At 52.2% G+C, this 16,792-nt stretch carries 31 protein-coding genes; all 31 read left to right on the top strand.

The genetic code is table 11. The annotated features are described in order from the left end of the window. Positions 1 to 29 precede the first annotated feature (29 nt). Entirely contained in the window at positions 30 to 752 is a 723-nt protein-coding gene (locus ACMGGW_RS21095) for a helix-turn-helix transcriptional regulator (RefSeq protein WP_004930418.1), read from the top strand. Further along, positions 752 to 1,141 (top strand): sulfurtransferase complex subunit TusD, encoded by a 390-nt coding sequence (gene tusD / locus ACMGGW_RS21090; RefSeq protein ID WP_033636259.1) that lies wholly within the window; start codon positions 752 to 754, stop codon positions 1,139 to 1,141. Before ACMGGW_RS21095 ends, tusD begins: the two co-directional genes overlap by 1 nt. A gap of 7 nt (positions 1,142 to 1,148) precedes the next feature. Beyond that, positions 1,149 to 1,508 carry a sulfurtransferase complex subunit TusC gene (gene tusC / locus ACMGGW_RS21085; RefSeq protein ID WP_043138837.1) on the top strand — a complete coding sequence of 120 codons (360 nt, stop codon included), beginning with the start codon at positions 1,149 to 1,151 and terminating at the stop codon, positions 1,506 to 1,508. Positions 1,509 to 1,517: 9 nt separating this feature from the next. After that, positions 1,518 to 1,805: a sulfurtransferase complex subunit TusB gene (gene tusB, locus ACMGGW_RS21080; RefSeq protein ID WP_025304499.1), complete on the top strand. Its 288-nt coding sequence runs from the start codon at positions 1,518 to 1,520 to the stop codon at positions 1,803 to 1,805. A 143-nt stretch (positions 1,806 to 1,948) separates the two neighbouring features. Continuing rightward, entirely contained in the window at positions 1,949 to 2,323 is a 375-nt protein-coding gene (rpsL, locus tag ACMGGW_RS21075) for a 30S ribosomal protein S12 (RefSeq protein ID WP_004930426.1), read from the top strand. 96 nt (positions 2,324 to 2,419) lie between these two features. Further along, positions 2,420 to 2,890 carry a 30S ribosomal protein S7 gene (gene rpsG / locus ACMGGW_RS21070; protein WP_004956203.1) on the top strand — a complete coding sequence of 157 codons (471 nt, stop codon included), beginning with the start codon at positions 2,420 to 2,422 and terminating at the stop codon, positions 2,888 to 2,890. A gap of 93 nt (positions 2,891 to 2,983) precedes the next feature. Next, positions 2,984 to 5,098 carry an elongation factor G gene (gene fusA, locus ACMGGW_RS21065; RefSeq protein WP_025304497.1) on the top strand — a complete coding sequence of 705 codons (2,115 nt, stop codon included), beginning with the start codon at positions 2,984 to 2,986 and terminating at the stop codon, positions 5,096 to 5,098. A 70-nt stretch (positions 5,099 to 5,168) separates the two neighbouring features. Then, positions 5,169 to 6,353, top strand: coding sequence for an elongation factor Tu (tuf, locus tag ACMGGW_RS21060; protein WP_015376315.1), 1,185 nt, complete (start codon positions 5,169 to 5,171; stop codon positions 6,351 to 6,353). Positions 6,354 to 6,485: 132 nt separating this feature from the next. Beyond that, positions 6,486 to 6,680, top strand: coding sequence for a bacterioferritin-associated ferredoxin (bfd, locus tag ACMGGW_RS21055; RefSeq protein WP_015379266.1), 195 nt, complete (start codon positions 6,486 to 6,488; stop codon positions 6,678 to 6,680). A gap of 73 nt (positions 6,681 to 6,753) precedes the next feature. Beyond that, positions 6,754 to 7,233 (top strand): bacterioferritin, encoded by a 480-nt coding sequence (bfr, locus tag ACMGGW_RS21050; RefSeq protein WP_019456183.1) that lies wholly within the window; start codon positions 6,754 to 6,756, stop codon positions 7,231 to 7,233. 385 nt (positions 7,234 to 7,618) lie between these two features. After that, a complete protein-coding gene (gene rpsJ / locus ACMGGW_RS21045) occupies positions 7,619 to 7,930 on the top strand; it encodes a 30S ribosomal protein S10 (RefSeq protein WP_001181005.1) in 312 nt (103 codons plus the stop codon). Positions 7,931 to 7,962: 32 nt separating this feature from the next. Then, positions 7,963 to 8,592: a 50S ribosomal protein L3 gene (gene rplC / locus ACMGGW_RS21040; protein ID WP_015379265.1), complete on the top strand. Its 630-nt coding sequence runs from the start codon at positions 7,963 to 7,965 to the stop codon at positions 8,590 to 8,592. A 10-nt stretch (positions 8,593 to 8,602) separates the two neighbouring features. Next, complete coding sequence (gene rplD, locus ACMGGW_RS21035; protein ID WP_004929779.1) at positions 8,603 to 9,208, top strand: 50S ribosomal protein L4; 606 nt, start codon at positions 8,603 to 8,605, stop codon at positions 9,206 to 9,208. Next, a complete protein-coding gene (gene rplW, locus ACMGGW_RS21030; protein ID WP_004951179.1) occupies positions 9,205 to 9,507 on the top strand; it encodes a 50S ribosomal protein L23 in 303 nt (100 codons plus the stop codon). The genes rplD and rplW overlap by 4 nt, the downstream gene beginning before the upstream one ends. Before the next feature lie 18 nt (positions 9,508 to 9,525). Continuing rightward, positions 9,526 to 10,350 (top strand): 50S ribosomal protein L2, encoded by an 825-nt coding sequence (gene rplB / locus ACMGGW_RS21025; protein WP_004929775.1) that lies wholly within the window; start codon positions 9,526 to 9,528, stop codon positions 10,348 to 10,350. 14 nt (positions 10,351 to 10,364) lie between these two features. Then, on the top strand, positions 10,365 to 10,643 hold the full coding sequence (gene rpsS, locus ACMGGW_RS21020; protein WP_004929772.1) for a 30S ribosomal protein S19: 279 nt from the start codon (positions 10,365 to 10,367) through the stop codon (positions 10,641 to 10,643). Between the two features lie 14 nt (positions 10,644 to 10,657). Next, positions 10,658 to 10,990, top strand: coding sequence for a 50S ribosomal protein L22 (rplV, locus tag ACMGGW_RS21015; protein WP_002223844.1), 333 nt, complete (start codon positions 10,658 to 10,660; stop codon positions 10,988 to 10,990). A gap of 17 nt (positions 10,991 to 11,007) precedes the next feature. After that, on the top strand, positions 11,008 to 11,706 hold the full coding sequence (rpsC, locus tag ACMGGW_RS21010; protein WP_004929766.1) for a 30S ribosomal protein S3: 699 nt from the start codon (positions 11,008 to 11,010) through the stop codon (positions 11,704 to 11,706). A 12-nt stretch (positions 11,707 to 11,718) separates the two neighbouring features. Beyond that, positions 11,719 to 12,129 carry a 50S ribosomal protein L16 gene (gene rplP / locus ACMGGW_RS21005; protein ID WP_004929764.1) on the top strand — a complete coding sequence of 137 codons (411 nt, stop codon included), beginning with the start codon at positions 11,719 to 11,721 and terminating at the stop codon, positions 12,127 to 12,129. Further along, on the top strand, positions 12,129 to 12,320 hold the full coding sequence (rpmC, locus tag ACMGGW_RS21000; RefSeq protein ID WP_004929762.1) for a 50S ribosomal protein L29: 192 nt from the start codon (positions 12,129 to 12,131) through the stop codon (positions 12,318 to 12,320). The genes rplP and rpmC overlap by 1 nt, the downstream gene beginning before the upstream one ends. Continuing rightward, positions 12,321 to 12,575 (top strand): 30S ribosomal protein S17, encoded by a 255-nt coding sequence (gene rpsQ / locus ACMGGW_RS20995; RefSeq protein ID WP_004929760.1) that lies wholly within the window; start codon positions 12,321 to 12,323, stop codon positions 12,573 to 12,575. A gap of 172 nt (positions 12,576 to 12,747) precedes the next feature. Further along, positions 12,748 to 13,119, top strand: coding sequence for a 50S ribosomal protein L14 (rplN, locus tag ACMGGW_RS20990; protein ID WP_000613954.1), 372 nt, complete (start codon positions 12,748 to 12,750; stop codon positions 13,117 to 13,119). Between the two features lie 9 nt (positions 13,120 to 13,128). Beyond that, positions 13,129 to 13,443 carry a 50S ribosomal protein L24 gene (rplX, locus tag ACMGGW_RS20985; RefSeq protein WP_004929758.1) on the top strand — a complete coding sequence of 105 codons (315 nt, stop codon included), beginning with the start codon at positions 13,129 to 13,131 and terminating at the stop codon, positions 13,441 to 13,443. 14 nt (positions 13,444 to 13,457) lie between these two features. Beyond that, positions 13,458 to 13,997 carry a 50S ribosomal protein L5 gene (rplE, locus tag ACMGGW_RS20980; protein ID WP_004929756.1) on the top strand — a complete coding sequence of 180 codons (540 nt, stop codon included), beginning with the start codon at positions 13,458 to 13,460 and terminating at the stop codon, positions 13,995 to 13,997. Between the two features lie 13 nt (positions 13,998 to 14,010). Then, positions 14,011 to 14,316 carry a 30S ribosomal protein S14 gene (rpsN, locus tag ACMGGW_RS20975; RefSeq protein WP_004929754.1) on the top strand — a complete coding sequence of 102 codons (306 nt, stop codon included), beginning with the start codon at positions 14,011 to 14,013 and terminating at the stop codon, positions 14,314 to 14,316. 30 nt (positions 14,317 to 14,346) lie between these two features. Further along, positions 14,347 to 14,739 (top strand): 30S ribosomal protein S8, encoded by a 393-nt coding sequence (gene rpsH / locus ACMGGW_RS20970; RefSeq protein WP_004929753.1) that lies wholly within the window; start codon positions 14,347 to 14,349, stop codon positions 14,737 to 14,739. Positions 14,740 to 14,753: 14 nt separating this feature from the next. Next, positions 14,754 to 15,287 (top strand): 50S ribosomal protein L6, encoded by a 534-nt coding sequence (gene rplF / locus ACMGGW_RS20965; RefSeq protein ID WP_004929751.1) that lies wholly within the window; start codon positions 14,754 to 14,756, stop codon positions 15,285 to 15,287. Positions 15,288 to 15,296: 9 nt separating this feature from the next. Beyond that, a complete protein-coding gene (gene rplR, locus ACMGGW_RS20960) occupies positions 15,297 to 15,650 on the top strand; it encodes a 50S ribosomal protein L18 (RefSeq protein ID WP_004929748.1) in 354 nt (117 codons plus the stop codon). A 14-nt stretch (positions 15,651 to 15,664) separates the two neighbouring features. Beyond that, a complete protein-coding gene (gene rpsE / locus ACMGGW_RS20955) occupies positions 15,665 to 16,165 on the top strand; it encodes a 30S ribosomal protein S5 (protein WP_004929747.1) in 501 nt (166 codons plus the stop codon). Between the two features lie 6 nt (positions 16,166 to 16,171). Then, a complete protein-coding gene (gene rpmD / locus ACMGGW_RS20950; RefSeq protein WP_048232028.1) occupies positions 16,172 to 16,351 on the top strand; it encodes a 50S ribosomal protein L30 in 180 nt (59 codons plus the stop codon). 3 nt (positions 16,352 to 16,354) lie between these two features. Then, positions 16,355 to 16,789: a 50S ribosomal protein L15 gene (rplO, locus tag ACMGGW_RS20945; protein ID WP_004929742.1), complete on the top strand. Its 435-nt coding sequence runs from the start codon at positions 16,355 to 16,357 to the stop codon at positions 16,787 to 16,789. The last annotated feature ends 3 nt before the right edge of the window (positions 16,790 to 16,792 follow it).

Here is a 16,792-nt window from a genome sequence, read left to right as displayed (position 1 = left end):
ACAGGCGATCTATGAGGGTGGTATCTTCGATGTCGAATTCGCTTTTATCCAGCGAAGCCAGCGAACTTGATTTGCTGAATGAACGTCCGTTTACTCAAACGGATCATGAAATCCTGAAATCCTATGAAGCGGTGGTCGACGGGCTGGCGATGTTGATCGGCGGCCACTGTGAGATCGTATTGCACGCGCTGGAAGACCTGAACAGCTCGGCGGTGCGCATCGCCAACGGGGAACACACCGGGCGCAAAATCGGCTCGCCGATCACCGACCTGGCGCTGCGCATGCTGCACGACATGGCCGGCGACGACAGCAGCGTGTCGAAAGCCTACTTTACCCGCGCCAAGAGCGGCGTGTTGATGAAATCGGTGACCATTGCCATTCGCAATCGCGAGCAGCGGGTGATCGGCTTGCTGTGCATCAACATGAACCTCGACGTGCCGTTCTCGCAGATCATGCAGACTTTTATGCCGCCGGCCACGCAGGACGTGCCGTCGTCGGTGAATTTCGCCTCTTCCGTCGACGATCTGGTGGCGCAGACGCTGGAGTTCACCATCGAAGAGGTGAACGCCGACCGCTCGGTGTCCAATAACGCCAAGAATCGCCAGGTGGTGCTCAACCTCTATGAGAAAGGCATCTTCGATATCAAGGATGCGATCAATCAGGTGGCGGATCGCCTGAATATCTCCAAACACACCGTGTATCTGTACATCCGCCAGTTCAAGAGTGGCGATCTGTTGGGAAGCGACCGTTGATGCTCGATTATTGTCTGTTGGTCACCGGCCCGGCTTACGGCACGCAGCAGGCCAGCAGCGCCTATCAGTTCGCTCAGGCTTTGCTGGCGAAAGGGCACCGGCTTTCCAGCGTTTTTTTCTACCGTGAAGGGGTGTTGAACGCCAACCAACTGACCGCGCCGGCCAGCGACGAATTCGACCTGGTGCGCGGCTGGACGCAGCTGGCGCAGCAACACGGCGTGGCGCTCAACGTCTGCGTTGCTGCCGCGCTGCGCCGTGGCGTCACCGACGAGCAGGAGGCGGCGCAACAGGGGCTGGCAAGCGCCAACCTGCAGCCCGGCTTTACCCTGAGCGGGCTGGGTTCCCTGGCCGAAGCGTCGCTGAGTTGCGACCGTCTGGTGCAGTTCTGAGGATATGATGAAACGAGTCGCTTTTGTTTTCACCCACGGGCCGCACGGCGGTGCCGGCGGCAGGGAAGGGCTGGATGCGCTGCTTGCCACATCGGCGCTCAGTGAGGATTTGGGGGTGTTTTTTGTCGGCGATGGCGTATTGCAGCTGTTGCCGGGCCAGCAACCGGAAAAAATCTTGGCGCGCAATTACATCGCCACCTTCGGCGTGCTACCGTTGTATGACGTGGAGCGCTGCTATCTATGCCAGGCTTCGCTGCAGGAGCGTGGGCTGAGTCAGGTGACCGATTGGGTGCTGGATGCCGAGGTGCTGGCGCCGGATGAATTGCGCCGCCAATTGACCGGTTACGACGCCGTGATGACGTTTTAGGATCTTCTGATGCTGTATACCCTGAGCCATTCGCCAAACCAATGTGACTTACCTGCGCTGCTGCGCCTGGCGGCGGAGGGCGACGCGCTGTTGCTGCTACAGGACGGCGTGCTTGCAGGCCTTGCCGGCAGCGCTCATCTTGAATTGCTGCTCGCCGCCCCCATATCCCTTTATGCGCTGCAGGATGACCTGGAAGCCCGGGGATTGGTTGGTCATTTTTCGCACAAAATCACTGTCATCGGCTATAATCACTTCGTTGAATTAACCGAACAACACCGCAGCCAAATGGCCTGGTAATGAGAGTGATGTTGTATATTTCTTGACACCCATACTGGTCAGCCCTAAAATTCTGCGTCCTCGTACTCTGCCAATAGTGCATACGAGGGGATTTATCACATGTTTACGAAGCTAGTACGAAGCAAAAACCAGGAGCTTTTTTAATGGCAACAATTAACCAGCTGGTTCGCAAACCACGCTCTGTGAAGGCTGCTAAAAGCAACGTTCCAGCGCTGGAAGCCTGCCCGCAGAAACGTGGCGTATGCACCCGCGTATATACCACTACCCCGAAAAAACCAAACTCCGCACTGCGTAAAGTTTGCCGTGTGCGTTTGACTAACGGTTTCGAAGTGACTTCCTACATCGGTGGCGAAGGCCACAACCTGCAGGAACACTCCGTAATCCTGATCCGTGGCGGTCGTGTAAAAGACCTGCCAGGTGTGCGTTACCACACCGTCCGTGGTGCACTTGACTGCTCCGGTGTTAAAGACCGTAAGCAAGCTCGTTCCAAGTACGGCGTGAAGAAGCCAAAGGCTTAATGGTTCTCCGTTAAGTAAGGCCAAACGTTTTAACTTTAATGTCAAAATAAACTCGTAGAGTTTTGGACAATCCTGAATTAACAACGGAGTATTTCCATGCCACGTCGTCGCGTAATCGGCCAACGTAAAATCCTGCCAGATCCTAAGTTCGGATCTGAGCTGCTGGCCAAATTTGTAAATATCCTGATGGTAGACGGTAAAAAATCTACTGCAGAAGCAATCGTCTATACCGCGCTGGAGACCCTGGCTCAGCGTTCTGGTAAAGATCACCTGGAAGCTTTCGAAGTCGCTCTCGACAACGTTCGCCCGACTGTAGAAGTTAAGTCGCGTCGCGTTGGCGGTTCTACTTATCAGGTACCAGTTGAAGTCCGCCCGGTTCGTCGTAATGCTCTGGCAATGCGTTGGATCGTTGATGCTGCACGTAAACGCGGTGATAAATCCATGGCTCTGCGCCTGGCGAACGAGCTGTCTGACGCAGCAGAGAACAAAGGTTCTGCTGTTAAGAAGCGTGAAGACGTTCACCGTATGGCCGAAGCCAACAAGGCGTTCGCCCACTACCGCTGGTAATCACCTGGCTGTAGTCATGCTAACCAAGCGGGCGCGTCAAATCGGCCCGCTTGGGTTAACTGAACTTGAACGCCCTAGGAATAGAGGAATCAAATGGCTCGTACAACACCCATTGCACGCTACCGTAACATCGGTATCAGTGCTCACATCGACGCCGGTAAAACCACCACTACCGAACGTATTCTGTTCTACACCGGTGTAAACCACAAAATCGGTGAAGTTCATGACGGCGCTGCCACCATGGACTGGATGGAACAGGAGCAGGAGCGTGGTATTACCATCACTTCTGCAGCGACTACTGCTTTCTGGTCTGGTATGGCCAAGCAGTTCGAACCGCATCGCGTAAACATCATCGACACCCCAGGGCACGTTGACTTCACCATCGAAGTAGAACGTTCCATGCGTGTGCTGGATGGCGCGGTAATGGTTTACTGTGCTGTTGGTGGTGTTCAGCCACAGTCTGAAACCGTATGGCGTCAGGCTAACAAATACAAAGTGCCACGTATCGCGTTCGTTAACAAAATGGACCGTATGGGCGCTAACTTCCTGAAAGTTGTTGGCCAGATCAAATCTCGTCTGGGCGCTAACCCTGTTCCTCTGCAGCTGGCTATCGGCGCAGAAGACAAATTCACCGGCGTTATCGACCTGGTGAAAATGAAGGCGATCAACTGGAACGAAGAAGACGCAGGCGTAACCTTCGAATACGAAGACGTCCCGGCTGACATGATGGATCTGGCTGAAGAATGGCGCCAGAACCTGATCGAGTCCGCTGCGGAAGCTTCCGAAGAGCTGATGGAAAAATACCTGGGCGGCGAAGAGCTGACCGAGGAAGAAATCAAAGCAGCTCTGCGTCAGCGCGTACTGAACAACGAAATCATCCTGGTTACCTGTGGTTCTGCGTTCAAGAACAAGGGCGTGCAGGCGATGCTGGATGCGGTAATCGAATACCTGCCGGCACCAACTGACGTTCCTGCGATCAACGGTATCCTGGACGACGGTAAAGACACTCCGGCTGAGCGTCACGCAAGTGATGACGAGCCGTTCTCTGCGCTGGCGTTCAAAATCGCTACCGACCCGTTCGTAGGTAACTTGACCTTCTTCCGCGTGTACTCCGGCGTTGTTAACTCCGGCGACACCGTGCTGAACTCCGTTAAGTCTGCGCGCGAGCGTTTTGGCCGTATCGTTCAGATGCACGCCAACAAGCGTGAAGAGATCAAAGAAGTTCGCGCAGGCGACATCGCCGCTGCGATCGGTCTGAAAGACGTGACCACCGGGGACACCCTGTGTGATCCAGACTCTCCAATCATCCTGGAGCGTATGGAATTCCCTGAGCCGGTAATCTCTATCGCCGTTGAACCGAAAACCAAAGCTGACCAAGAAAAAATGGGTCTGGCTCTGGGCCGTCTGGCTAAAGAAGACCCGTCGTTCCGCGTATGGACTGACGAAGAGTCTAACCAGACCATCATCGCCGGTATGGGTGAACTGCACCTCGACATCATCGTTGACCGCATGAAGCGTGAATTCAACGTTGAAGCTAACGTGGGCAAACCTCAGGTAGCTTACCGCGAAGCGATTCGCGCGAAGATTACCGACGTTGAAGGTAAGCACGCCAAGCAGTCTGGTGGTCGCGGTCAGTACGGTCACGTTGTGATCGACATGTACCCACTGGAGCCGGGCTCTAACCCGAAAGGTTACGAGTTCGTCAACGACATCAAAGGTGGTGTAATTCCTGGCGAATACATCCCTGCCGTTGATAAAGGCATCCAGGAGCAGCTGAAGTCTGGTCCGTTGGCTGGTTACCCGGTAGTAGACATGGGTATTCGTCTGCACTTCGGTTCTTACCACGACGTTGACTCCTCTGAACTGGCGTTTAAACTGGCCGCGTCTATCGCCTTTAAAGAAGGCTTTAAGAAAGCGAAACCAGTTCTGCTTGAGCCTATCATGAAGGTTGAAGTTGAGACTCCAGAAGAGAACACCGGTGACGTTATCGGTGACTTGAGCCGTCGTCGCGGCATGCTGCGCGGTCAGGAATCTGAAGTGACTGGCGTTAAGATCCACGCTGAAGTACCGTTGTCCGAAATGTTCGGCTACGCAACTCAGCTGCGTTCTCTGACTAAAGGTCGCGCATCATACACCATGGAATTCCTGAAGTATGATGATGCACCGAACAACGTCGCTCAGGCCGTAATCGAAGCCCGTGGCAAATAAGCCGCAGGGTTAAAACCAAAGTCCCGTGCTCTCTCCAGAAGGGGAGAGCGCTATAGTAAGGAATATAGCCGTGTCTAAAGAAAAATTTGAACGTACAAAACCGCACGTTAACGTTGGTACTATCGGCCACGTTGACCACGGTAAAACTACCCTGACTGCAGCGATCACCACCGTTCTGGCTAAAACCTACGGCGGTTCTGCACGTGCTTTCGACCAGATCGATAACGCGCCAGAAGAAAAAGCTCGTGGTATCACCATCAACACCTCTCACGTTGAGTATGACACCCCGACTCGTCACTACGCGCACGTTGACTGCCCAGGGCACGCCGACTACGTGAAAAACATGATCACCGGTGCTGCTCAGATGGACGGCGCGATCCTGGTAGTAGCTGCGACTGACGGCCCAATGCCTCAGACTCGTGAGCACATCCTGCTGGGTCGTCAGGTTGGCGTTCCTTTCATCATCGTATTCATGAACAAATGCGACATGGTTGATGATGAAGAGCTGCTGGAACTGGTAGAAATGGAAGTTCGCGAACTGCTGTCCGCGTACGACTTCCCAGGCGATGACCTGCCAGTGATCCGCGGTTCCGCGCTGAAAGCGCTGGAAGGCGAAGCTGAGTGGGAAGCGAAAATCATCGAACTGGCCGAAGCCCTGGACAGCTACATCCCAGAGCCAGAGCGTGCTATCGACAAGCCGTTCCTGCTGCCAATCGAAGACGTATTCTCCATCTCCGGTCGTGGTACCGTTGTTACCGGTCGTGTTGAGCGCGGTATCATCAAAGTTGGCGAAGAAGTTGAAATCGTTGGTATCAAAGACACCGTTAAGTCTACCTGTACTGGCGTTGAAATGTTCCGCAAACTGCTGGACGAAGGCCGTGCTGGTGAGAACGTAGGTGTTCTGCTGCGTGGTATCAAACGTGAAGAAATCGAACGTGGTCAGGTACTGGCTAAACCAGGCTCCATCAAGCCGCACACCCAGTTCGAATCTGAAGTGTACATCCTGAGCAAAGATGAAGGTGGTCGTCACACGCCATTCTTCAAAGGCTACCGTCCACAGTTCTACTTCCGTACTACTGACGTGACCGGTACCATCGAACTGCCAGAAGGCGTAGAGATGGTAATGCCAGGCGACAACGTGAACATGGTTGTAACCCTGATTCACCCAATCGCGATGGACGACGGTCTGCGTTTCGCAATCCGTGAAGGCGGCCGTACTGTAGGCGCTGGTGTTGTTGCTAAAGTTATCGCTTAATCGCGAATAATTTTTCGACACAAAAAAGGGGCACTTCGGTGCCCTTTTTTTATGCAATTTGCTCAAATCTTAATTGAAATAAAAACCATTCCTATTTAGACTCAATGCATTGGTTAAGAAGTGAGTCTCTCTATGTATGTATGTCTGTGTAATGCGGTGACTGACAAAGCGATCCGTAATGCGGTGCGTCAGCACAATCCCCATACCATGAAGCAGCTGCGTGAACTTGTGCCGATTGGTACCGATTGTGGAAAGTGCATTCGTCAGGCAAGACAGATTATGGTGGAGGAACGCGGAACTATCATCCCAATGCATGAAGTTGCCTAACAAAGGGTAAGGTTATTTTTGACTCTTGGCTTACAGGTTCTACACTTTTAGAACTGGCCAGGAGGAGTTACCTATGAAAGGCGATAAAAAGATCATTGCTCACCTCAACAAGCTGCTCGGCAACGAGCTGGTTGCCATCAATCAATATTTCCTGCACGCCCGCATGTTCAAGAATTGGGGCTTAATGCGCCTCAACGACAAGGAATACCACGAGTCGATCGACGAAATGAAACATGCCGATCGCTACATCGAGCGTATCCTGTTCCTGGAAGGGCTTCCTAACCTGCAAGATCTCGGCAAGCTGAACATCGGCGAAGATATTGAAGAGATGCTGCGTTCCGATCTAGCTCTGGAGCTGGCTGGTGCCAAGAACCTGCGTGAAGGTATCGCCTATGCCGATTCTATTCACGATTATGTCAGCCGCGATTTGATGATCGATATCCTGGCTGATGAAGAAGAGCATATCGACTGGCTGGAAACCGAGCTGGACCTCATCGCTCGCCTCGGTATTCAAAACTATGCCCAGGCCCAGATTTTGGAGCGCAAAGAGTAAAGCCTTCAGCCTATTCGCCATTGCCTCTCCTGCCGGCGGCCGTTTTCACGGCGGGGCAGGGGAGAGCTCAACCCACCCTAAGCATAATTCATTCCCTGCTCACCGTGCTAACCCGCAAACTGACACTGAACGCGCAAAAATGACGATTTCCTGAGCATATTTCCAACTGCGGCTTGCTTCCTGGGCCATTTTGCGTATAATGCGCGGGCTCACCTAATCTTGGTAAGCCTGATTTTAGCGAATCAGTCGATTGGCAGGCCTTTTTTGCCTTTCGAACAATACTCCCGATATGGGGGTTATATGTTGACGATTACACTCCCCCATCAATCGAAATGGGTGTGAGGAGTAATTATTTACGTTTATAAATAATTGGAGCTCTGGTCTCATGCAGAACCAAAGAATCCGTATCCGCCTGAAAGCGTTTGATCATCGTCTGATCGATCAATCAACCGCGGAAATCGTCGAGACTGCAAAGCGCACTGGTGCGCAAGTCCGTGGTCCGATCCCGCTGCCAACTCGCAAAGAGCGCTTTACCGTTCTGATCTCTCCGCACGTCAACAAAGACGCGCGCGATCAGTACGAGATTCGCACTCACAAGCGTCTGGTTGACATCGTTGAGCCAACCGAGAAAACCGTTGATGCTCTGATGCGTCTGGATCTGGCTGCCGGTGTAGACGTGCAGATCAGCCTGGGTTAATCAGGTCATTGAGCGATTGAGAGGTTGAAACAATGATTGGTTTAGTCGGTAAAAAAGTGGGTATGACCCGTATCTTCACTGAAGATGGCGTTTCTATCCCAGTAACCGTAATTGAAATTGAAGCGAACCGCGTGACTCAGGTTAAAAGCCTGGACACCGACGGTTACCGTGCCGTTCAGGTTACCACTGGTAGCAAAAAAGCTAACCGTGTAACCAAGCCGGAAGCGGGCCATTTCGCTAAAGCTGGCGTTGAAGCTGGCCGTGGTCTGTGGGAATTCCGCCTTGAAGAAGGTCAAGAGTTCGCTGCAGGTCAGGAAATTAGCGTAGAAATCTTCGCTGACGTTAAAAAAGTCGATGTTACCGGTACTTCTAAAGGTAAAGGTTTTGCTGGCACTGTTAAGCGCTGGAACTTCCGTACCCAAGACGCTACCCACGGTAACTCCTTGTCTCACCGTGTTCCGGGTTCTATCGGTCAGAACCAGACTCCGGGCAAAGTGTTCAAAGGCAAGAAAATGGCTGGCCACCTGGGTGATGAGCGCGTAACCGTTCAGAGCCTGGACGTAGTACGTGTTGACGCTGAGCGCAACCTGCTGCTGGTTAAGGGTGCTGTACCGGGCGCAACCGGTGGCAACCTGATCGTTAAACCAGCTGTGAAGGCGTAAGGGGATAGCAATGGAATTAGTATTGAAAGACGCGCAAAGCGCGCTGACTGTTTCCGAAACTACCTTCGGTCGTGATTTCAACGAAGCGCTGGTACACCAGGTTGTTGTTGCTTATGCAGCAGGTGCCCGTCAAGGTACTCGTGCTCAGAAGACCCGTGCTGAAGTAACTGGTTCCGGCAAAAAGCCATGGCGTCAGAAAGGCACCGGCCGTGCGCGTTCAGGTTCTGTAAAGAGCCCGATCTGGCGTTCAGGCGGCGTGACCTTTGCTGCTAAGCCACAGGACCACAGTCAGAAAGTAAACAAAAAGATGTACCGCGGCGCGCTGAAAAGCATCCTGTCCGAGCTGGTACGTCAAGATCGTCTGATCGTTGTCGAGAAGTTCTCTGTAGAAGCGCCTAAAACTAAGCTGCTGGCACAGAAACTGAAAGATATGGCTCTGGAAGACGTGCTGATCGTGACCGGTGAACTGGATGAGAATCTGTTCCTGGCAGCTCGCAACCTGTACAAGGTTGACGTGCGCGATGTAGCAGGTATCGATCCGGTTAGCCTGATCGCCTTCGACAAAGTGGTTATGACTGCTGATGCTGTGAAGCAAGTTGAGGAGATGCTGGCATGATCCGTGAAGAACGTTTGCTGAAAGTGCTGCGTGCACCGCACGTATCTGAAAAAGCATCCGCTGCGATGGAAAAAAGCAACACCATCGTTCTCAAAGTTGCCAAAGACGCGACCAAAGCAGAAATCAAAGCTGCAGTGCAGAAACTGTTTGAAGTCGAAGTCGAAGACGTGAACACCCTGGTAGTTAAAGGGAAAGTGAAGCGTCACGGTCAGCGTGTTGGTCGTCGTAGCGACTGGAAAAAAGCTTACGTCACCCTGAAAGAAGGCCAGAATCTGGACTTCATCGGCGGCGCAGAGTAAGTCGGAGGAGTAAGAACAATGGCAATTGTTAAATGTAAACCTACATCTCCGGGTCGTCGCCACGTTGTTAAAGTGGTTAACCCTGAGCTGCACAAGGGTAAACCTTATGCCCCGCTGCTGGAAAAACTGAGCAAAAGCGGTGGTCGTAACAACAATGGCCGTATCACCACCCGTCATATCGGTGGTGGCCACAAGCAACATTATCGTCTGGTTGACTTCAAGCGCAACAAAGACGGTATCCCTGCTGTGGTTGAGCGTCTGGAGTACGATCCGAACCGTTCCGCGAACATCGCGCTGGTTCTGTACAAAGACGGCGAACGCCGTTACATCCTGGCGCCGAAAGGCCTGAAAGCTGGTGACCAGATTCAATCTGGCGTTGATGCTGCAATCAAAGCGGGCAACACCCTGCCGATGCGCAACATTCCAGTTGGTTCAACGGTTCACAACGTAGAAATGAAACCAGGTAAAGGCGGCCAGATGGCTCGCTCCGCTGGTGCCTACGTTCAGATCGTTGCTCGTGATGGTTCCTACGTAACTCTGCGTCTGCGCTCTGGCGAAATGCGTAAAGTTCCAGCTGATTGCCGCGCCACCCTGGGTGAAGTCGGTAACGCTGAACACATGCTTCGCGTTCTGGGTAAAGCAGGTGCTGCACGTTGGCGTGGTGTTCGTCCTACCGTTCGCGGTACGGCGATGAACCCGGTAGATCACCCGCACGGTGGTGGTGAAGGTCGTAACTTTGGTAAGCACCCGGTAACTCCGTGGGGCGTTCAGACCAAAGGTAAGAAGACCCGTAGCAACAAGCGTACTGATAAGTTCATCGTACGTCGCCGTAGCAAAAAATAATTAGAGGATAAGCCATGCCACGTTCTCTCAAGAAAGGTCCTTTTATTGACCTGCACTTGCTGAAGAAGGTAGAGAAAGCGGTGGAAAGCGGTGACAAGAAGCCTTTGCGCACTTGGTCCCGTCGTTCAACGATCTTTCCTAACATGATCGGTTTGACCATCGCTGTCCATAATGGTCGTCAGCACGTACCAGTGTTCGTTTCCGATGAAATGGTCGGTCACAAACTGGGTGAATTCGCGCCGACTCGTACTTATCGCGGCCATGCGGCTGATAAAAAAGCTAAAAAGCGCTAAGGTAGGAGGAAGAGATGGAAACTATCGCTAAACATCGCCACGCTCGTTCTTCTGCTCAGAAGGTTCGCCTTGTTGCTGACCTGATTCGCGGTAAGAAAGTGTCGCAAGCTCTGGAAACTCTGACCTACACCAACAAGAAAGCTGCTGGTCTGGTTAAGAAAGTGCTGGAGTCTGCCATTGCTAACGCAGAACACAACGATGGCGCTGACATCGATGATCTGAAAGTTACGAAAATCTTCGTAGACGAAGGCCCAAGCATGAAGCGCATTATGCCGCGTGCAAAAGGTCGTGCAGATCGCATCCTGAAGCGCACCAGCCACATTACTGTGGTTGTGTCCGATCGCTGAGACTCTGGAGACTAGCAATGGGTCAGAAAGTACATCCTAATGGTATTCGCCTGGGTATTGTCAAACCTTGGAACTCTACTTGGTATGCGAATACCAAAGAATTCGCTGACAACCTGGACAGCGACTTTAAAGTTCGTCAATTCCTGACTAAGGAACTGTCGAAAGCTTCCGTTTCTCGCATCGTTATCGAGCGTCCTGCGAAGAGCATCCGTGTGACCATTCACACTGCTCGCCCAGGCATCGTTATCGGCAAGAAAGGTGAAGACGTCGAAAAACTGCGCAAGGTCGTAGCGGACATCGCTGGCGTTCCTGCACAGATCAACATCGCCGAAGTCCGTAAACCGGAACTCGACGCTAAATTGGTTGCTGACAGCATCACTTCTCAGCTGGAACGTCGCGTTATGTTCCGTCGTGCTATGAAGCGTGCAGTACAGAACGCAATGCGTCTTGGCGCTAAAGGTATCAAAGTTGAAGTAAGCGGCCGTCTTGGCGGCGCTGAAATCGCACGTACCGAATGGTACCGCGAAGGTCGTGTTCCATTGCACACTCTGCGTGCGGACATCGACTACAACACATCTGAAGCGCACACCACTTATGGTGTAATCGGCGTTAAGGTATGGATCTTCAAAGGTGAGATCCTGGGTGGTATGGCTGCAGTTGAACAACCGGAACCGGCTGCTCAACCTAAAAAGCAGCAGCGTAAAGGCCGCAAGTAAGGAGAGTCGCTGATGTTACAACCAAAGCGTACAAAATTCCGTAAGGTGCACAAGGGCCGCAACCGTGGTCTGGCGCAAGGTACGGATGTTAGCTTCGGCACTTTCGGTCTGAAAGCTGTTGGCCGTGGCCGTCTGACTGCTCGTCAAATCGAAGCAGCTCGTCGTGCAATGACTCGTGCAGTTAAGCGTCAAGGCAAGATCTGGATCCGTGTATTCCCGGACAAACCGATCACCGAGAAGCCGCTGGAAGTGCGTATGGGTAAAGGTAAGGGTAACGTGGAGTATTGGGTTGCCCTGATCCAGCCTGGTAAGGTCCTGTACGAAATGGACGGCGTGCCAGAAGAGGTTGCCCGCGAGGCATTCAAACTGGCAGCAGCGAAACTGCCGATCAAAACCACCTTTGTAACTAAGACGGTGATGTAATGAAAGCACAAGAGCTGCGTGAAAAAAGCGTTGAAGAGCTGAATGCCGAGCTGCTCAACCTGCTGCGTGAGCAATTCAACTTGCGCATGCAGGCGGCCAGTGGCCAGCTGCAACAAACTCACCTGTTGAAACAAGTGCGTCGTGACGTCGCACGCGTTAAGACTTTACTGACTCAAAAGGCGGGTGTGTAAATGACTGAAGTTATCCGTACCCTGCAGGGTCGTGTTGTTAGCGATAAAATGGAGAAATCCATCGTTGTTGCTATCGAACGTACTGTGAAGCACCCGATCTACGGGAAATTCATCAAACGTACGACCAAGCTGCACGTACATGACGAGAACAACGAATGTGGTACCGGCGACGTGGTGGAAATCCGCGAATGCCGCCCACTGTCCAAGACTAAGTCCTGGACGTTGGTTCGCGTTGTAGAGAAAGCGATTCTGTAATAGAGTAGCTGGCTCTCACTTAATAAACGGCTCAGAAAATGAGCCGTTTATTTTTTCTACCCATACCAAGTAAGCGGTGTTATAATGCTGCGCCCTCGGTTATGGGGCTTTTCAACGGCCTAATTTTTACTTGGGTCTTTAAAGTAGTAGTTGACATTAGCGGAGCACTAAAATGATCCAAGAACAGACTATGCTGAACGTCGCCGACAACTCCGGTGCACGTCGCGTAATGTGTATCAAGGTTCTAGGTGGCTCGCACCGTCGCTACGCAGGCGTCGGCGACATCATCAAAATTACCATCAAGGAAGCAATTCCTCGCGGTAAGGTGAAGAAAGGCGATGTTCTGAAGGCGGTAGTGGTGCGCACCAAGAAGGGTGTACGTCGCCCGGACGGTTCTGTCATTCGCTTCGATGGCAATGCATGCGTTATTTTGAACAATAACAGCGAGCAGCCTATCGGTACGCGTATTTTTGGGCCGGTAACTCGTGAACTGCGTAATGAGAAGTTCATGAAAATTATCTCTCTGGCACCAGAAGTACTCTAAGGAGCGAACATGGCAGCGAAGATCCGTCGTGATGACGAAGTTATCGTGATTACCGGGAAAGACAAAGGTAAGCGCGGTAAAGTAAAAAATGTCCTGTCTGCTGGCAAGGTCATTGTTGAAGGCATCAACCTGGTTAAGAAACACCAGAAGCCGGTTCCGGCTCTGAACCAACCAGGCGGCATTGTTGAAAAAGAAGCTGCAATTCAGGTTTCTAACATTGCTATCTTCAACGCGGCTACCGGCAAGGCTGACCGTGTAGGCTTTAGATTCGAAGACGGCAAAAAAGTCCGTTTCTTCAAGTCTAACAGCGAAACTATCAAGTAATTTGGAGTAATACGATGGCGAAACTGCATGATTACTACAAAGACGAGGTAGTCAAACAACTGATGTCTCAGTTTGATTACAACTCTGTCATGCAAGTCCCTCGGGTCGAGAAGATCACCCTGAACATGGGTGTTGGTGAAGCGATTGCTGACAAGAAACTGCTGGATAACGCCGCAGCGGACCTGGCAGCTATCTCCGGTCAAAAACCGTTGATCACCAAAGCCCGCAAATCTGTTGCAGGCTTCAAAATCCGTCAGGGCTATCCGATCGGCTGTAAAGTAACTCTGCGTGGCGAACGCATGTGGGAGTTCTTTGAGCGTCTGATCTCCATTGCTGTTCCACGTATCCGTGACTTCCGTGGCCTGTCCGCCAAGTCATTCGATGGCCGTGGCAACTACAGCATGGGCGTGCGTGAGCAAATCATCTTCCCAGAAATCGACTACGACAAAGTCGATCGCGTTCGTGGTTTGGATATTACCATTACCACTACTGCGAAATCTGATGATGAAGGCCGCGCGCTGCTGGCTGCTTTTAACTTCCCGTTCCGCAAGTAAGGCAGGGTTACTGATGGCTAAGCAATCAATGAAAGCACGCGAAGTCAAGCGCGTGAAATTAGCTGACAAGTTCTTTGCAAAACGCGCTGAACTGAAAGCTATTATCTCTGATGTGAACGCATCCGATGAAGATCGTTGGAATGCCGTTCTCAAGCTGCAAACTCTGCCGCGTGATTCCAGCCCGTCTCGTCAGCGTAAACGCTGCCGCCAAACTGGCCGTCCACATGGTTATGTGGGCAAATTCGGGTTGAGCCGTATTAAGCTTCGTGAAGCCGCTATGCGCGGTGAAGTACCAGGCTTGAAAAAGGCTAGCTGGTAATTACCAATTGAATCACGGGAGTAAAGACAGATGAGCATGCAAGATCCGATCGCGGATATGCTGACCCGTATCCGTAACGGTCAAGCCGCGAACAAAGTTGCGGTCACCATGCCTTCCTCCAAGCTGAAAGTGGCAATTGCCAACGTGCTGAAGGAAGAAGGTTTTATTGAAGATTTCAAAATCGAAGGCGACGCCAAGCCTGTTCTGGAACTGGTACTGAAGTACTTCCAGGGCAAAGCTGTGGTAGAAAGCATTCAACGTATCAGCCGTCCAGGTCTGCGCATCTACAAGAAAAAAGATGAGCTGCCAAAAGTTATGGCCGGTTTGGGTATCGCTGTTGTTTCTACCTCTAAAGGTGTTATGACCGATCGTGCAGCTCGCCAGGCTGGTCTTGGTGGCGAGATTATCTGCTACGTAGCTTAATTCGGGAGGAAAGAATGTCTCGTGTTGCAAAAGCACCCGTCGTCATTCCTGCCGGCGTAGAGGTAAAACTCAACGGTCAGGTTATTTCGATTAAGGGTAAAAACGGCGAGTTGACTCGTACTATCCACGACGCCGTTGAAGTGAAGCAAGAAGCTAACGCACTGACTTTCGCTCCGCGCGAAGGTTTTGCTAACGCATGGGCTCAAGCGGGTACCACGCGCGCTCTGCTGAACGCAATGGTTGTTGGTGTTACCGAAGGCTTCACCAAAAAGCTTCAACTGGTAGGTGTTGGTTATCGTGCTGCCGTTAAAGGCAACGTGGTGAATTTGGCCCTGGGCTTCTCTCACCCTATCGATCACCAGCTGCCGGCAGGTATCACTGCTGAATGCCCAAGCCAAACTGAAATCGTGCTGAAAGGCGCTGATAAGCAGGTTATTGGCCAGGTAGCAGCAGATCTGCGCGCTTACCGTCGTCCTGAGCCTTACAAAGGCAAAGGTGTTCGTTACGCCGACGAAGTCGTGCGTACCAAAGAGGCTAAGAAGAAGTAAGGTAACACTATGGATAAGAAATCTGCTCGTATCCGTCGTGCGACCCGCGCACGCCGCAAGCTCCAAGAGCTGGGTGCAACCCGCCTGGTGGTACATCGTACCCCGCGTCATATTTACGCACAGGTGATTGCTCCAAACGGTTCTGAAGTACTGGTAGCCGCTTCTACTTTAGAAAAAGCTATCGCGGAGCAACTGAAGTATTCCGGTAACAAAGACGCAGCAGCAGCCGTAGGTAAAGCTCTGGCTGAGCGCGCGTTGGAAAAAGGGATTGCGAAAGTATCCTTTGACCGTTCCGGTTTCCAATATCATGGTCGAGTCCAGGCACTGGCAGATGCTGCCCGTGAAGCTGGCCTTCAGTTCTAAGGAAGAGGTTTAAGATGGCTCACATCGAAAAACAAGCTGGCGAACTGCAGGAAAAGCTGATCGCGGTAAACCGCGTATCTAAAACCGTAAAAGGTGGCCGTATTTTCAGCTTTACCGCACTGACTGTAGTTGGTGATGGTAACGGTCGCGTTGGTTTTGGCTACGGCAAAGCACGCGAAGTTCCAGCAGCGATCCAGAAAGCGATGGAAAAAGCCCGTCGCAACATGATGAACGTCGCGCTGAACAGCGGCACCCTGCAGCACCCTGTTAAGGGCGCTCACACGGGTTCTCGCGTGTTCATGCAGCCTGCTCATGAAGGTACCGGTATCATCGCGGGTGGTGCAATGCGCGCCGTTCTCGAAGTTGCTGGGGTGCACAACGTATTGGCTAAAGCTTATGGTTCCACCAACCCGATCAACGTGGTTCGTGCAACTATCGACGCTCTGGCGAATATGAAGTCTCCTGAAATGGTCGCTGCTAAGCGTGGTAAATCCGTTGCCGACATTCTGGGGTAATTGACCATGGCTAAGACTATTAAAGTTACACAAACTCGCAGCTCAATTGGCCGTCTGCCGAAGCATAAAGCTACTCTGCTCGGTCTGGGTCTGCGTCGTATTGGTCACACCGTAGAGCGCGAGGATACTCCTGCTGTTCGCGGTATGGTCAACCTGGTTTCCTACATGGTTAAAGTTGAGGAGTAACAGATGCGTTTAAATACTCTGTCTCCGGCTGAAGGTGCCAAGCATGCGCCTAAGCGTGTAGGTCGTGGTATTGGTTCTGGCCTGGGTAAAACCGGCGGCCGTGGTCACAAAGGTCAGAAGTCTCGTTCTGGCGGTGGCGTACGTCGTGGTTTTGAAGGTGGTCAGATGCCTCTGTACCGTCGTCTGCCGAAATTCGGCTTCACTTCACGCAAAGCGATGATCACGGCAGAAGTTCGTCTGTCTGAACTGGCTCTGGTTGAAGGCGATGTTATCGACCTGAACGCGCTGAAAGCCGCTAACGTAGTTGGTGTCCAGATCGAATTCGCGAAAGTTGTACTTTCTGGCGAAGTCGCTCGTCCGGTAACCCTGCGTGGTCTGCGTGTCACCAAAGGCGCTCGTGCTGCTATCGAGGCTGCTGGCGGTAAAATTGAGGAATAAGTA

The organism is Serratia sp. BNK-4, assembly GCF_048685115.1.
Taxonomy (GTDB): domain Bacteria; phylum Pseudomonadota; class Gammaproteobacteria; order Enterobacterales; family Enterobacteriaceae; genus Serratia; species Serratia bockelmannii.
Note: the sequence above shows the minus strand (reverse complement) of the source record. Positions and strands in the feature narration are given on the sequence as shown.